We start from the raw sequence: 15815 nt of genomic DNA, 5'->3' as shown, positions 1-15815 counted from the left end.
ACCACCACCACGACGCGTGTTCCGTGTGGGCATTGGGTTGATCATTCCACGCACCTCCGACAATCTGCAAACCAATCAGGGTCACCTGTGGATAAGCAGCAGTCGCACGCGATTGTTAGGGAGCGGTGAAGGCGCTCACCGCGAAGATGCGTTCACCAATGCGCACCCGGTAGTTCAGCGGAACCCGAACCTTGTCACCGTGGGGGACGGGTGTGGGCACGCCCTGCTCGTCGATGAGGTCGGTACCGTTCGTCGAGGTGCGGTCAATGACCCACAGCTCGCCAGCCACAATTTCAAATTGAAGATGGGCCTTGGACACCGTGAAATCGGGATCCTGCACCGCGATCATACGGAGATCGGCGTTGGCCGATTTGGGCTTCCGCCCAATGAACCCACTACAGGGGATCACAAGCTGTTCCCGCTGCCCCGTATCAAAGGTGAGGACGAGGTGGGTCGCCGTACGACCCGATTCGGGATGCTCGGGGGGTGACTGCCGGATACGGGCCGACACCCTCTCGTCGAGTGAGGCGACCCGCTGAGCCACCACATCCTCCCGTACCGTGCCGGTGACACCACGCGGCTGATAAACGGGGACTCCCACAATAGTGGCCTCCGCACCATCCACAGGGGGTACAACGGTCGGCCGGGGAACGTCCGCGGCAACTGGGCTCGGTGCATCCACCGGGCGTGACCAATACGTTGGAGCCGCGGTGGATACCGGTAGGACTGCGGCCAGGCCGGGATCGGACCCCGCTACCCCGCCAGAACCGACCGACCCTTCCCCCAGCGGAGAATGCCCGGTGACCCTCATTGCGCGGGAGCGGGCCGAACCGCCACTGCCCGACTCCGACATGTCGTAGTCCCCCGACGGGGGACCACTGGGCGGCCCCAGCGGACCGGCGAAAGTCGATGGGCTCACTGACGGAGGTGTGAGCACCGCCGGTAAGACAGGCGCTGAGGAAACAGGCACTGAAGAAACAGGCGCTGCCGAGCGGCTCTCCTGGGGGTGCACCGGGGGGTGCGGGGAGGAAGCCTCGGCCAATGCCTGACGCCGAGCGGCCCGTTGCTCGGCGCTCAGCCGTGGAGCTGGCTGGTTCAGGAGGTGATGCCGGTGGGGCGCGGTGGGAGTCTCGCCCGCCGCCGGGACGTTTGCCGCAGAAGCGACCTGCCCCGGATGGCCCGCGAAGCTGACATTGACACCCGGAGAACCCCTCGATTCCTCTGGTTGAATCGGGTGATTGGGCAGCGACGGAGGGAGCGCGTCACGGCGGGTGGCGGAGGGCCACGACTCCACCGGCAACGGGGCAGACGGCCGTGGTTCGGAGTGAATCTGCGGCGCACGAGGCATCTCCGGCACCGTAACCACCTGCGGCACCGTAACCACCTGCTGAGCAACCGGTACCTGAGATGGAGCCGATACCTGACCGATAACCGACGGTTCGGGTGTCACCCCTGCTGGTGAGCCTGCCTCGGGATGAGCAACCGCCGAGTGCGGAACAACCATCTCGGGTACCACAGGCGATGACGAGAAGGTCGGCGACTGGGGCATCACGGGCACCATAGGCGCGGCAGAGTGCACCGGGACTTCCTGCGGAACTACGCGCGGCGGGCTCTGTGGAGCAACCCGCGGCGCGCCCTGCGGAGCAACCCGCGGACTGGAGATTCCCACCCCATCGATGTCGGCAGCGGACGGAATTCCCTGCCCGATCTGCTCTGTCTGCTCTGTCTGCGGGATGCTCGCCACCCAGGGCGACCCCTGACCCATCGTCACCATGGGGGAGGTCGCACCGGACGACATCAACGGCATCGCCGGGTGGCTCCCGGGTAGGGGAACCGGGGGAACGGATGCCGACTCATCCCGATCAGGAATAGCGCGCGGGTCTGCTGCGACCGCACGCTGGCCGCCACCGTTCGAGGAGTCGGGATTGAGGTGGGTCACCTGTGGCGAGGAATAGTGTGGCATCGGGTAGGACGGGAGGGAGTTATCCACCATCGGCATCTGCCCGGCCTGCCCAACGGGCACCACCATCTGCTGGGGCATTGCGTACTGTGGCGCGGCCTGGGCTCGTTGGGCCGCATTATGCGCTTGCTCACGCTTCGTGGGCACCCGCACGGAAAATGTGCGCGCGACCTTATCCGGCCACCCCTGGCGGCGTCCAGACGCATCCCAGGCCGAAGACCCCACCATGACCCACGCACCGACGCCGACAACAACAAACCCGGCACCCGTAGTGAGTGAGCGCAGCAGCGCCCGCAGCACCCCGGGAGCATCGGGGCGATCAGCGCGGGTGGTGCGGATACCCAACAGGCTGTTTCCGAATGTCCGACCCCGGACAGCTTCCCAGGCCCAAATTCCCACCGCAATCTCACCCGAGCCAAGGGTCCCGTAAACAACGCTTGACGTGGTCAGGCCAACGATTAACCCGACCACCAGCACGATGACGACATCAACTGTGAACGCGGCCAACCGTCGTCCCGTCCCGGCCGGGGTGAACCCGTCAAAACCGGGCCCCAGGAGGGGACCACCGCTTCGCGGTGCCGCCTCGACACGAGCCAAGCCAGCCGGGCCCTCCGCCGCTGGGGCAACTCCGGGAAAGGTCCCGGGAGCGAGATACCCACCCGGGGCCACGTAAGCCGAGGCGGCGATCGGAGGCTGGGCCACTCCCGTTGGTACCTCGCCACGCAGAGCAAGTGGCGTGCCACAGCGGATGCAGAAGGCAACCGACGGAGGGAGAGCCTGCCCGCACTTGTAACAGACGAGATCGGTCTCGGGGTGGTGTGTCATCGTCATCGAGACACCACCCCCTGCACAATCGCGATGATGTTGGCGGCGATCAGGGCAGCGGGCAACGCTAGTACGGTGGTGAGCGCCTCCACGATATCGGCTGTTCGAGACAACGACATGGATTGGACGCCGCGCGAAATGGGAACGGTCAGCGCGCCTATCCCGAGCGCCATCAACAGCAGAATCGTCACGAGCCACACCAAGGTGGTGTCTCCCCAGACCTGGGTGGCGGTGAAGGCCAATTCAACAAGGACAACGGCCGCGCCAGCTCGCGGCACCCAGCGCGTGATACCGGCGGTGGCAACCCGCGGTCCGAGAAGCAGTGCCACCGCAATACTGACAGACATCACGATGGCTCCGATACGTACAACGAGATCGTCGGGAAGCTCACGAAAAACAACCGGGAGCATAACAGCCGGGAGAGCACTAATGATGATCGTGCCCGTGGCTAACTGTGCGTTGGCGTTGAGGATGAGGCCGCCCACCGAGAGCGAGCGCACCGGTTGAGAACCTTCCGGCGGCCGACCACGCACCGTCCATCGGGTGCTCGAAAACTGCTCGTACTCGATGAATTGCCCATCGGGAACCGTCAGGCACGTCGTCGGGAGCAGGCGAAGCCCGAGCGGTGCGGCACCCGCAGCAACAGCGGCGGCAACGGCAGCAGGCCAGTTGACCAGGAGGGTCAGGCCCCACATCCCCGCCAGGATCGTCAGCACGGTGAGGAGGGTTCCCGTAGCTCCCAGCGGGGAGGCAGCGACGCAGCGAAGGTGAACCAGACCAGCGGCCAGTGCGGCGGCCACAAGGCCGCAGAAAACCGCAAGATGCGGGGCCGCAGTTATCGTCGGCGAGATTGCGGTAAAACCCGCGGTAAATGCGACAAGGGGGGGCACCGTGAGCGCGCTCACACGCGCGTGACCCACGGAATAGCGAGTGGATGACAGTACACACACAAACGCGACGGCCACAAAAACAGTTGCCACAAGCGCCCGCCACTCGGCAAGCAACGGGCCGTTGCGCCCAACAACGAGGTCAAGCCAGCCGTTTACGACGGTGAGGAGGGCCGCCGCCGCGATAAACAGCCAGACAGCACGGTGCAAGCTTGATGCGGCGGTGGCGCGCATCCGGTCGCTTTCGGTGGAGGCCGTGAGCGAGGCGAGGTCAACGACGGTTACCAGGGTGCCCTCTACGATAGCCGCAGAGGGGGGCTGAGAGAGGTCGATCCGCTGCCCATCCACCCCAATGGCGAGGGCGGTATGCGGCTGGGTAGCCAATCCGAGGTGCCGCAGCGTTGTACCGAGCGGAACGTCTGAAGGAACAGCCACATCGTGCCGACTCATACCGTGAGCGATCACGATGCGTCGCCGCTCGGCGAAGGTCTTGCTCACTCACCCGCTCCTTAGCTTCTGTTCCCACCCGACCCCCCACAACCGTGCACGGAGGTAGATAGCAGAAACGCCAAGGGGGGTGCGTATTACGGCAATTATAGCTCCGGCACGAACCGGCACCCCGCGCGATACGCGCTTGTGGATAACAGCCACAGGCGAGCGGCAGGGGACAGCCTGGCGCGACCGAGACTAGCCACGAGCCCGACTGGTCACAAGCGACTGGGCATCGACAACGGCACTCGCACGTTTCACAACCGTTTCGGCGGCGTTCCGTTTCTGGGCGGCCCGGATCACCTCGACGATGATGTGGGTGGGCATCCGGAAGTACATGTCACCACCGGCAAGCGAGCGGAAACGCACCCGAACCGCATCAACAACCGGGCCGCCAACGCCGTGTGCGGCGGCCATCTGGGTAATATCGCGGGCAAACTCCGGGCCGGACGCGTCAAGGAAGGCCTCGGGAGATGATCGCAGCGTAGCCCGGTACCACGCGAGGGGCAGTTCGTTCAGTACGAGTCTCGTGATCGACGGGTACAGCATCACATTGACCACCGCCCAGAGCGAGGCGAGTGCTAACACCCACGGGGGAAGAGCGGATTCTGGATGCGCATCCGAGTACACACTCGCCACGACCACCGTTGCCCCAAACCCACTCGGCACAATATAGGGGAGCAGCCGCCACAAACGCTCAATACGGCGCAGGGTCGGCATACTCATTCGGTCGGCACACGCGGCCGAGAGCCCCCATCGGGGCTCGTTCGGAGCGCAACTCAACTCACGAGGCACCCCACCGAGCGGATGGTCGTAACCGTAACGGGTGCTCAGGCTCGCCGCGGATAACTCTCGCTTCTCCACGGCAAGCCGAACAACCTCATGGGCCGCAACCTCGGGGAGAAAACGATATTTCTCACGCACCAGCATCACCGCCGTAGGGCTGTACCGCAGGCTCCCCTCCCGGTCGTGCCGATCCGTGAGAAACTCAGCATCAAGCGTGTCAAGAACGCGCTGAGTGTCCGAGCCAAAGGCCTCCTCGAACCAGGAGGTAGCGCGATGGCGATGGTGCCAGCGAATGCCCACGCACACCGCGGAGAACAGGCTTCCAGCAGCACAGAGCACGAGGAACACAACCAGGGTGAATACCGCAGGGGCCGTACCCTCCAGAGAAGCTAGGCGCACAACCAACGGCATCACGGCCGAAGCCGCAGCAACGCCGAGCAGGCCCACAAGAACAGGGACTCCCCACGCGTGGCGGTGCGGCATAAGCACGATATCAACCTTTATTTCTCGCCCCCCTGACGAACACGGCAAGTGTAGGCCGATCCCGAAAGATTCAGCGACCACTCGATTGTTTTTAGTGGAAAAACGCCTTTATTTAACCCTCATAACCACCCTTAACCGGCCCTGTGATATCGCCCTGTGATCCGAATAGCCCGAACGAAACCCTCTGTCACTGAAAGGCGGGAGATAGCCCCCTGGATAAAAGAATCTGGGGAATTGAGGTGAATCAGAGAGCGCCTGTGCGAGAGAACACACAATCGGTGCGGATAAAATTTATGTCGTTGCGGGAACTATGGCGACGCTGCAATAGTCTCCGCAACGAACTCGTTATATGACCGGCTGGCGACGCTGCGAACCGTTATAACGCTGTTCCGATTCAGATACTAGATCTGGAAACGGTTGGAGGACGAACTGTCACCAGAGACATAAGACTGAGACATTTCCTCAGTCTTACGCGCAATCTGCTCCAGCAACTGCTGCATCTCAGAAAGCGACGCGGACCACTTGCGCTGAGCCTCGTCGTAGGCCTTCTGCGCCTGACCATCCCAGGAGGCACGGAGCTTACCCACCTCAGACTGGAGAGTATCAAGCTGTGAACGGATGCCGGTGGCACCGTTGCGAATCTGGTTGGACAGCGCCGACACCTGCGCCGGGTTTACTGACATTGACTGCATAATTACACTTCCTTTACACGCTAAATGAGACACCCGGACACTCCGGGTAAAAACTCTGGGGCGATGAGGGCTTAGGCACCATTCATCATCGAATTGAGACCGGAAATAGTGGAACGGTGTTCCTCCTCGGTCCGCGCCTGGTCCTTCTCGGTGCCGGAAAGTGCGGCCTCAAGAGTGACCAGGGTTTCGTTAAGTTTGCGCGCCTGCTCGTCCCAGCTGGTCATCAACGTGGTGAAAGAGCCGGCAGCAGAGCCGCGCCAGAAACCCCGAACCTGCTCAATTTCGTTGCGCACATTTTTGGTCTGCTGATCGATTCCGGCTTTAGCCTCGCCAACAGCCTGCGCTCCGCGGCGTAGGGCACCTTCTTCAGCTGAGATAACTCCAGCCATAGTTGTTCACTTCCTTTTCTCAATTCAGAGCCCGAAGGCAAGCAAAAAGGGCGCTTCGAATTACTCGAATCGCCCCCTGGCAGTTGTGGCACATCCCGTCACAGAGATTTACCGAAACTAGGGCCACACTAACGGACCCTCGGACGACGACGCAAAGCGGTTCCCTGCCATCCCTCCAAGAAAACACTGGAAAATCAACATATTTCTCTGTGAAAAAAAGAAGGTAACTCCCCGAATTAACCAGTAAAGTCGCCTTTTCCCACTCGCCGACCGGTAACCACTCAACGCCGGGGTGACCTGTCTCCACACCTCCAAAAACTGCCCGGTTTATGCACAGGAGGCCACCAAGGAGACCTCAGCGTGCACCCATGTTTGGCGGGTGGGGTACTGTACAAGTGGCACAGCAAAGACGCCAGACCCACTCGCCAACAGGCGGGCGTCCCCCGCTGAGCGGCCCCCCAATACCAGTCGCAGCGCCATTTTTACGTTCGAGAACAATGTATCCAGGACAGCGATGACCCCTCCCCCCTCCCCCGGCGGGACGACCAGCTCGCTCATCCGAATTACCGTGATGAGCAATGACCGTCGTCTCGACATCGGACTACCCGCGACGACCCCGCTCGCCGAAATGATCCCGGGCTTTGCCCGCAGCCTCGGAGTGCTCTCGCCCGACCTCGTCCACGGCGGGTACTCCCTCCTCCGAGCGGACACCACCGTGCTCGATGCCAATCGAGGGCTCTCGGTGCAGAGTGTGAAGGATGGCGACATCCTCACACTGACCTCTGGGGCACTCCAGCCCGACCCGATGATCTACGACGACGTCGTTGAAGCCGTCGCGGATGCCGTCGAAAAGCAGCACCGCCCGTGGACCGCACACGACAGCGCCACCACCGCGCTCGCGACGAGCACCGCGTTTTTGATCGCGGGCGCGCTGTTGCTTCTGGGGATCGGCCGCGAAGTGGGCCTGGCCGCGTTGATTGCGGGCTGCGCCGCCCTACTCATCGTCACGGCAAGTGCCGTCCTGAGCCGAATGAACCAGCCGCAGGCGGGGCAGGTACTCTCACTCACGGCGGCGGTCTTCGGAGCGGTCAGCGGTTACCTCGCGGTACCCTCAGAGGCTCCCTGGGGCTGGAACATCGCCGCAGCCGGTGCCGGGGCCGCGGTTGTGGGGATTATTGCGGCAATTATTGTGAACTCCCACAAAGAAATCAGCTTTATTCCCACGATCGGGGGTGTGATCATTGCAAGTGCGGCAACGGTATCGGCCGTCACCAGCGCCGACCCGGGTGCGGTCTTTGCGATGACCCTGGCGGTGTCGGCCACGCTGGGAAACGGCATCCCGTGGCTTGCCCTCTCGTCATCCCGCATCCGCGTGACCTCGCCGCAGACCGATATGGAGATATTCCAGGACCCACTCCCCCTCAACACCGCAGATATCACGGCCAGGTTTATCGTGGGACGGCGCGTTCAGATCTCCCTGCGGGCGGCCCTCGGCCTCGTGGCCCTCGCCTCGACCCCGATTGTGGTGGCCTCGGGTGTGCCCGGTGCGCTGCTGTGCACGCTCTGCTTTGTGGGCACCATGCTGGGTGCGCGGCAGACCTTTGCCCGCAGCGATGTGCTCATCGTGATGGGGACCGGCGTGGCCGGGCTCCTTCTCACCGGGTTATCGGCGGCGCTCGCGCATCCTGAGTGGCGTGAGTTTTTGGTGCTCACCCTGGGCGTTATCGCGACCCTGCTGGTGGGCCTCACCCTGCTCTCCACCAAGCCGCATATGCGATTGGGGCGGATCGCCGACGGCGTTGATCTTTGCGCTCTCGCACTCCTCCTCCCGCTCGGTGTCACCGTAGCCCGGCTCGGATAGGACCGCTATGGCGACCAAAAAAGAACTTATCCAGGCCCAGGGATATAGCCGTCGGCGACTGCTCACCGCGTTTGTGAGCGGTGCCCCCGGCGGTAAAGAGCTGGAACCGGCCAAGCCACTGCGCGCGGTTGTCGCGGGTATTGCACTGTCTGTATTGGTGCTCGTCGTGAGCGCGATCATTGGCTTCATCAAGCCGGGACTCCCCGACGGTTGGGAAAACAACTCCCTGCTCATCGTGAAGGACAGCGGGGCTCGCTACGTCACCAAAGATGGGACGCTCTATCCCGTCATCAACACCACCAGCGCGCAACTGGTGATCCCTGCGGACTCCTACAACATCATCACGGTCACGGCAGACACGATTGCGACGGTACCGCGCGGTGGCGTCATCGGTATCCTCGGTGCCCCCGACTCGCTGCCGACAGCCGACGACCTCATCACCTCCCGGTGGGCCAGCTGCATCGTGGAGGATGGCAGCCAGTTCACGATGCTCACACCGCGGAAGGCGGTCACACAGCCCACATCGGATGCCGTGCTCGCCCGTCAAGACGATAACCTCTACCTCGTTGTTGGCGGTTACCGATACCTGATCAGCACGACAGACACCTCGGGTGTGCGCCGCGCCATCGGCATGGACCAGGTCACTCCCATCACGGTGGATGCCCGGTGGCTAAACCTCTTCTCCGCCGGTGCGACGATCTCAACGCTGACTATCCCGGACGCGGGGAAAGCTCCCCCCACCCCGGTCACGGTCGATTCGACCTCCCTCCGGGTGGGCACGATATTACACCCCCAGGGACTCGCCGAAGATAAGCGATACATCCTCACCGCCACGGGAGAATTGGCGCGTCTCACGCCACTGGCATATCAGCTGTACTTGATCGGTGCGGGTGCCGGTGCGGACGAGATTGACGTTCCGCCCGCGGTCATCAAAAACCTGAACACTGCCGCCGCCGAGGCCGCCCCCGAAAATTGGCCGGACGACATCGTTACCCCGGCCCGTTCGGATGCCGCAGCCACCTGCGCCACGGTCGCCCCCAGCTCGGGCAAGGGCCCCTCGGTTGAGCTCTCCATACTCGCAGACGAATCACCCCTCAGTGGTATCGAGAACGAGATTACGGTACCACCCGCGCGTGGCGCGCTCGTGCGAGCAATCGGCGCGGGTGCCCCAAACGCGGGCAGCCTGTACCTCATCGACAGCAGTGGAGTTGCCTTCCCCATTCCTCACGCCACTGACGACATCCTCAAACAGCTCAACTACACGTCCGATGACGTCCGAAACGTTCCGCAAAGTTGGCTGACTATCTTCCCCATCGGTCCGTCACTCACCGAGGCCGCGGCGAGTTCAGCGCCGGCCGAAACCTCCGAGACGGAGGACTAGATGCGAACGGCATTCAGCCGAGCCGTCCTCATGACGGTGGTCCTCCTGATTGGCGGCCTTGCCGCGGGGCCAAGCCGAGCCGGGGCGATGGAGCATGACGAGGTAACGACAACCGCGGGCACGGTTGTGCCAGATGCCGACGACGACAAAAAGTGTTCCCCCACCACAGTGGTTTATATGCCGGATGTTCCGCCCGCGCTCGAGACGCTACAGCGCGATCTGGTGACTCCGGTCGCCACGGGAGCGGGTATCCTCGTGGCCGTGGTTGACTCGGGGATCAACCCCCGCAATGCGCACCTCGTTGGGGCGGTTACCCCCGGCATCAACCTCGTCCCGGACGGCACGGATCCCTCGGGGTACACCGATAACGCCGGTCACGGCACGGCGGTGGCCGGCATCATCGCGGCGCGCCCCGTTACCGGCTCCGGGCTCGTCGGCTACGCGCCCGGAGCCATCGTCATGCCCGTGCGGGTGTTCAACGTTGATGATGAGGCGTCAAAGCGGGCGGGTATCGGGCCTAGCCTGGCCCGGATAGCCGAGGGCATCCAGTGGGCAGCGGATCACGGTGCCCACATCATTAACGTCTCCATGAGCGATTCGCAGAATACCTATCAGCTGAGCAGAGCCGTCGAGTACGCCACCAGCAGGGGAAGCCTGGTGGTGGCGAGTGCCGGAAACCGGTCCACCTCGGCCGACGACGACCCGACGGCACCGCGCTACCCGGCCGGGCATCCGAGCGCGCTGGGCGTGACGGCCACCAACTCGGAAAACGTGGTCAACGACGACTCGTACCACGGCCCCCAGGTGGATGTCTCGGCCCCCGGCATGAACGTGATCAGCACCTTCCTCGCGGCGGGCGACTGCCTGTGGGCCACGACGACGGCGTCGAGCAGCTACGCGACAGCCTACGCGAGTGCAGCGGCGGCGCTCGTTGCCCAAACGTTCCCCACCGAGGGTCCGGCCGGGTGGAAGTACCGGCTGATGGTGACGGCATCCCGCAGCCAACCCGGTATGCGTGACGACGTCAACGGGTGGGGGCTCATCCAGCCCTACAACGCGCTCACCTTTATTGCCGATGGAACCGCGCGTGGACCCGAAAACCCGCTCGCCGCGCCCCTGCCCGAACCGAAGGCCACGCCGCGCGCGATCGACCTCACCCAGACCCCCTCACCGCTCATCGCGACCCGCGAGCTGGCCGTGGGGGCCGGGGTGCTCGGGGTGACGGGCCTCATCGCGACCCTGCTGCTCGTCTACCGGCCCGGGGCGGCGGAGCGCCGGACCGCTCGGCAGGCAGCCCGCCGCTCACCCGAATAAATTGTGGGGTGCAGCCCAGCCGAACGGGTTAGGTTGGTACCATGTTTTCGGCCCGCACCCGCCACACCCGCACCGTACTCAGCCTCAGCGTTACCGCGACGCTCCTGACCATGCTGGGCGGCTGCGCGGCGCAGGAGGGGGAGATTTTCCCCACCCCGTCCCGCCCCTCCGCTACCCCCTCGCCCAGCCCGGCTTCGGAATCGCCAGCCACGGCATCCAGCGCCCCGGCGGAGCCGACGCCCGCGGCCGCATTTGACGCGGTCGCCCGCTCACGTGACGACCCCACCTCGCTCTGGGTGGTCAGCAACAAGACGCGCCCGCTCACCCCGCTCGACTATGCGCCGACCGACCTGTCGATGCCACAGGGCATCGGCAACGCCAACGGCCACCCGCTGCGAGCGGAGGCCGCCCGCGCGCTGGAGACCATGCACACCGCGGCAACAGCGGCGGGGCTCTCCCTGCGCATCACAAGCGCCTATCGAGACTTTGCCTACCAGACCCGCCTCTACAACGGCTACGTGGGCCGGGACGGTCAGGCCGCAGCAGACACCTACTCGGCGCGCCCCGGATACTCGGAGCACCAGACGGGATTGGCCACCGATCTGGATGACTCGGGCTCCTGCGGCCTTCAGGCCTGCTTCGCCCAGACCGCCACGGGCGCGTGGCTCGCGGAGCACGCCCCCGAGTACGGCTTCATCCTGCGATACCCGGACGGAAAACAGGGGGTCACGGGTTTCACCTTCGAACCCTGGCACTTCCGCTACGTGGGGACCGACCTCGCCCTGGAGATGCGCAGGACCGGCGTGACGACCCTCGAAGAATTCTTCGGGTTGCCGGCGGCACCGGACTACCTCCGGTAGCTACGATTTCTTTCCGGTAGATTCAGCAGGGGGTGGGGCACAACGTTGTGCGCGGCGGGTGCCCCGCGCCAGCCCGACCAGGATCACTCAGGAGTACAGCATGACCCCGATCAACCCGGCTCACCGCCGCATCCTCAGCACCACCCAGAGACGTCAGCTCTTCTTTGCCGGGCTGGTTCTGCCCGGCATCTTCGTGGTGGCGGCAGTGACCTCGATGCTGATTGCGCTGCCCCGGCTGCCCGCGGAGGTAGCGACCCATTGGGGGGCGGACGGCCAGGCCGACGGTTTTGCACCGCCCTGGACCACCATCCTGCTGCTCACGGTGGTGGGCGGTGGGCTCATCGCCCTGATCTACTACAGCACCCGGTACGGTGCCCTACGCGGGCAGAGTACCGCGTGGATCCGTTTCATGGTGGGTACCTCTACGTGGTCCTCCGTTTTTATCAGCATCCTGATCGCGGGGTCCACGATCAGCCAGGTGGAGCTGACCACGGCCGAGGTCCACGCCCACAACAGCACGGTTTTTCTCCTGGCCGGACCGGTCATCGCACTCTTCTGTGGCCTGCTGGCGGCGCTGCTCGCGCCGCAGGTTAGCCCCGTCTCGGTGCGCGGTGAGGCGGTCGCCGCGCTGCCGCTCGCGGGGGAGGAACGCGCCGTTTGGAGTCAGCATCTCAGCGCATCCCCGGCTATCTGGTGGCTTCTGATCGGCACCAGCGGCGTGCTCGTGGTGTCCTCGGCCGTGATGTTCATGACCGACCCGCAGATGTGGTGGCAGGCGCTCCTCCCGCTCGTCATCGTTGCCCTCGTACTCGGCACGCTGTCGTGGCGCGTGACGGTGGCCCCGAACGGGCTCACGGCGCGCCCGGCGATGGGCTGGCCCCTCATCCGCATTCCCGTATCGGCCGTGGCCGCCGTGAGCGTCAACGAGGTGAATCCCCTGGCAGATTTTGGCGGCTACGGGGTGCGGTTTGGCGGTAACCGCCGGTGGGGGGTCATCCTCAGCCACGAGAGCTCCATCGAAGTGGAGCGCAACGACGGCCGACGCACCTTTGTGGTCACGGTGGAGGATGCCCAGACGGGTGCCGCCCTGCTCACCCGTTACGCCGAGAGACAGGCCAACACAAACGGGGCGACGGCGCGCTAAGCGCCGTCACTCCGCCCGGGTTGCGACCTGGGTTATCGTACCCGTGAAGGAAGTCGTCACCTGACCGATTATCACCTCGGATGTCCAGGTCAGCGTGTGGCGTCCCGCCTCGGCAAACGTCCACACGTTGGGTGCCGCGTCGTAGGTCGCCGTGGTGGAGGTTGGCCGGATACGGAAGCCCTCGTTATCGGCGAGAATGTTCGCCTGGGGGGTGTTGACCGCAATATCTGCCAGGGTCACGGCCTGCTCGGCGACGTTGAGGCTAGCCAACTTGGCCAACCCGTTGAGCGGGCGCAGATCCGTCACGGCGTTGCCCTCCAGGTTGAGGGAGGTCATTCTGGTGAGACGGGTGAGCGGGCCCAGGTCAGCCACCGTGTTACCCGCGAGGTTGAGCGCGGCCAGCGGCTTCAGATCTTTGAGTGGCGTGATATCGGTGATGTCGTTGCTGCTCAGGTCAAGGGTTGCCACGCTATCCAGGTCGTAGAACGTCGAAATATCGCTGATGTTGTTGGCGCTCAGGTTCACGGTGGTGAGCCCGGTGAGGCCCCCCAACGGTTTGATGTTATGTATTCCGTTGCCCACGAGCGAGAGCGTCTTCAGACCCGCCAGCTTTGGCACGCGGGTCAGATCGACAATCTGGTTGTCATCCAGGCTCAGGGTGGTCAGCTGGGCCAGACCGCTCAGGGCCGAGATATCGCTCAGCCTGTTGTCGTTCAGGCGAAGTTCCGTGAGGGCGCTGAGACTGTTCAGGGCAGCCACATCGCCCAGCGCGTTGCCGCTGAGGTTCAGGGTGGTCAGCGCGCTGAGGTGCCCCAGGAGCGTCACATCGGTGATGTCGTTGTTGCTCAGGTTGAGCGAGGCGAGCTGCGGCATCTCGGTGATGCCGCTCAGCGAGGAGATCCCACGGTCGGAACAGTCCAGCGTGCTGATTCTCTTGATCTGGGTCACGTAAATCGGGGCATCCGGCTCCTGACCGAGGAGTTCGTTGAGGCAGGCCGTGAACTCGGGTGCAAATGAGGTGACCTCGTCCGCAGTGGCTATTTGCGAGACCGTACCCGAGAAGAAATCGGGATACCCTAACCCGCCAGCGAGGGGCGCCCGCCAGGCGACCTGCGAGGGGCCCGTTGTGGAGTAGCCCCAGGAGTTGAACGCCTCATCGTATACGACGTTCTCCGGAACGACCGGGCTACCATCACGGTTCACCAGGGGGTTGGGCTGGGACTCGCCCGCTGCCAAGTCGGGAAGGGCAACGTATTGGCGCTCCACCCACAGCTGAAGAATGTGGTGCGACCCGAGCGGGGAAAGGTCGGAGATTTCGTTTTCCCAGAGGTACAGGCGGTCAAGACGCCGCATCCCCTGCAGCGGGGCCAGGTCTTGCACAAAGTTGTTGTTGAGCTCAAGGCGGTCAAGCTTGACCAGAGGGGCGAGGGCACTGAGGTCGCTGATCTGGTTGCGGCCCAGCTTGAGCGTGGTCAGACTCGTCAGAGTGCTCAGCGGGGTCAGGTCCGAGATCGAGTTGTCACCGAGATTCAGCGTGACCACGTTGGGCAGCTGGGCCATATCGGTGATATCCGTAATCCTCCGCGACCCACAATTCAGGGAGGTAATTCTTGCAAGCATTGTGGGATAAATCCGCACTTCCGCGGAGAGGCCCAGGTTCTCCCGAACACACGCCTCCACCTGTGGGCTGGTGAACCTGCTCTGGTGGGTCTCTGACCTCTGGAAGAGGGTTCCCGAGAAGTAGTTGCCCACAAACTGATCCCGGTCAAGCTCATTGCGCCAGGTGAGCTGGTTGTCACCGGTCTGGCCGTAGCTCCACTGGTGGGCCACCGAATCGTAGGTTGCGGTAGCGGATGTCGGCACAATTGTGGCACCACTCAGATTATGAATGGGGTTGGCCTGGGCCGTGTTAATCGCGACGGGGGGCAATTCTGGGTTCTGACGTTCCGTCCACAACCGGGTGAGGGGTGCCGACGAGTCGCCGAGCGGAGAGAGGTCGGTGACCCGGTTTTCCCAGAGGTACAACCAGGACAACTGGGGCAGGTTTGCGAGCGGGCTGACGTCCTCAATGCGGTTGTTATTGAGCTGAAGCTCGGTGAGTTGGGTGAGTCCGGCGAGCGGGGTCACATCCTTCACCTGGGCATACGGGAGGGCGAGCACCTTCAGCTTGGTGAGGCCGCGCAGGGGTGACAGGTCGCTGAACCGCGCCGCCGTCTCATCGTATCGTGGGTAGAGGCTCGTTCCGTAGAGGGCCAGGGTCTCCAGATTGGTTAAGCCGACGAGCGGGCTGAGATCGCCCAATTGTGCCCTGCCGGTATATGGGCGGCCGAGGGTGATCGAGGTGAGCTGCGTCAGCCCTGCGAGCGGTTCGAGCGAGGGGACGCTCGCCCGCGACAGATAAAGTGATGTCAGGTTGGTGAGGGCTTCAAGACCGGTCAGGCTATAGAAGTCAGGGAAGGGATCGCGCATACGATCTCCGTTGAACAGCGCGCATGACAACGTGGTGATTTTTGTGACATTTTCCGCGGTCGGGGTGCCACCCGCGTGGGCGGAGATGCAGGCCCGCAACTGAGGATCGGGAATAGTGAGCTCATCGGCGGCGGCAGCCGGTTGAGCGATAAGTACCGAACCGGCCACCACAACGGCAGAGATCAGCACGGATAAGAGTCTTTTCACGAGGGCTCTCTCGGGGTGAGGGGGCGGCATCCACGTCATGAGATTCTCGTGCCGCTTCTCCCAGAAGT

At 63.9% G+C, this 15815-nt stretch carries 11 protein-coding genes; 5 read left to right on the top strand and 6 right to left on the bottom strand.

Features of this window, described 5'->3' with window-relative positions:
• Positions 1–115: 115 nt before the first annotated feature.
• From FB466_RS12760 to FB466_RS12740, 5 genes are all read right to left on the bottom strand, one after another.
• On the bottom strand, positions 116–2791 hold the full coding sequence (locus tag FB466_RS12760) for an RDD family protein (RefSeq protein ID WP_141918869.1): 2676 nt from the start codon (positions 2789–2791) through the stop codon (positions 116–118).
• Entirely contained in the window at positions 2788–4170 is a 1383-nt protein-coding gene (locus FB466_RS12755) for a hypothetical protein (protein ID WP_141918867.1), read from the bottom strand. The genes FB466_RS12760 and FB466_RS12755 overlap by 4 nt, the downstream gene beginning before the upstream one ends.
• Before the next feature lie 189 nt (positions 4171–4359).
• Complete coding sequence (locus tag FB466_RS12750; RefSeq protein ID WP_141918866.1) at positions 4360–5436, bottom strand: hypothetical protein; 1077 nt, start codon at positions 5434–5436, stop codon at positions 4360–4362.
• 395 nt (positions 5437–5831) lie between these two features.
• Positions 5832–6122 carry a WXG100 family type VII secretion target gene (locus FB466_RS12745; RefSeq protein WP_246054671.1) on the bottom strand — a complete coding sequence of 97 codons (291 nt, stop codon included), beginning with the start codon at positions 6120–6122 and terminating at the stop codon, positions 5832–5834.
• A 71-nt stretch (positions 6123–6193) separates the two neighbouring features.
• On the bottom strand, positions 6194–6511 hold the full coding sequence (locus FB466_RS12740) for a WXG100 family type VII secretion target (RefSeq protein WP_141918864.1): 318 nt from the start codon (positions 6509–6511) through the stop codon (positions 6194–6196).
• Between the two features lie 514 nt (positions 6512–7025).
• Here FB466_RS12740 and eccD point away from each other — a divergent pair.
• The 5 genes from eccD to FB466_RS12715 all read left to right on the top strand — a co-directional run bounded on the left by eccD (position 7026) and on the right by FB466_RS12715 (position 13071).
• On the top strand, positions 7026–8372 hold the full coding sequence (gene eccD / locus FB466_RS12735; protein WP_141918862.1) for a type VII secretion integral membrane protein EccD: 1347 nt from the start codon (positions 7026–7028) through the stop codon (positions 8370–8372).
• Between the two features lie 7 nt (positions 8373–8379).
• Positions 8380–9753 carry a type VII secretion protein EccB gene (eccB, locus tag FB466_RS12730; RefSeq protein ID WP_141918860.1) on the top strand — a complete coding sequence of 458 codons (1374 nt, stop codon included), beginning with the start codon at positions 8380–8382 and terminating at the stop codon, positions 9751–9753.
• The gene (locus FB466_RS12725) at positions 9754–11067 is read left to right on the top strand and encodes a S8 family serine peptidase (RefSeq protein ID WP_141918858.1); all 1314 of its coding nucleotides are present in this window, start codon (positions 9754–9756) and stop codon (positions 11065–11067) included.
• Positions 11068–11177: 110 nt separating this feature from the next.
• On the top strand, positions 11178–11927 hold the full coding sequence (locus tag FB466_RS12720; RefSeq protein WP_141919066.1) for a M15 family metallopeptidase: 750 nt from the start codon (positions 11178–11180) through the stop codon (positions 11925–11927).
• Between the two features lie 100 nt (positions 11928–12027).
• Positions 12028–13071: a DUF1648 domain-containing protein gene (locus tag FB466_RS12715; protein ID WP_141918856.1), complete on the top strand. Its 1044-nt coding sequence runs from the start codon at positions 12028–12030 to the stop codon at positions 13069–13071.
• A gap of 6 nt (positions 13072–13077) precedes the next feature.
• Here the strand turns inward: FB466_RS12715 and FB466_RS12710 are convergent, their stop codons facing one another.
• Positions 13078–15747 (bottom strand): leucine-rich repeat domain-containing protein, encoded by a 2670-nt coding sequence (locus FB466_RS12710; RefSeq protein ID WP_170206130.1) that lies wholly within the window; start codon positions 15745–15747, stop codon positions 13078–13080.
• Between the last annotated feature and the right edge of the window lie 68 nt (positions 15748–15815).

This window comes from Klugiella xanthotipulae, from assembly GCF_006716695.1.
Classification (GTDB): domain Bacteria; phylum Actinomycetota; class Actinomycetes; order Actinomycetales; family Microbacteriaceae; genus Klugiella; species Klugiella xanthotipulae.
The sequence above is the reverse complement of the archived record's forward strand: the minus strand, read 5'-3'. Positions and strand labels throughout refer to the sequence as shown.

Coding starts and splice junctions, on each gene's coding strand:
- FB466_RS12760 (WP_141918869.1), bottom strand. CDS start 2,791: ATGACGATGACACACCACCCCGAGACCGATCTCGTCTGTTACAAGTGC.
- eccD (WP_141918862.1), top strand. CDS start 7,026: ATGACCCCTCCCCCCTCCCCCGGCGGGACGACCAGCTCGCTCATCCGA.
- FB466_RS12745 (WP_246054671.1), bottom strand. CDS start 6,122: ATGCAGTCAATGTCAGTAAACCCGGCGCAGGTGTCGGCGCTGTCCAAC.
- eccB (WP_141918860.1), top strand. CDS start 8,380: ATGGCGACCAAAAAAGAACTTATCCAGGCCCAGGGATATAGCCGTCGG.
- FB466_RS12740 (WP_141918864.1), bottom strand. CDS start 6,511: ATGGCTGGAGTTATCTCAGCTGAAGAAGGTGCCCTACGCCGCGGAGCG.
- FB466_RS12725 (WP_141918858.1), top strand. CDS start 9,754: ATGCGAACGGCATTCAGCCGAGCCGTCCTCATGACGGTGGTCCTCCTG.
- FB466_RS12715 (WP_141918856.1), top strand. CDS start 12,028: ATGACCCCGATCAACCCGGCTCACCGCCGCATCCTCAGCACCACCCAG.
- FB466_RS12720 (WP_141919066.1), top strand. CDS start 11,178: ATGCTGGGCGGCTGCGCGGCGCAGGAGGGGGAGATTTTCCCCACCCCG.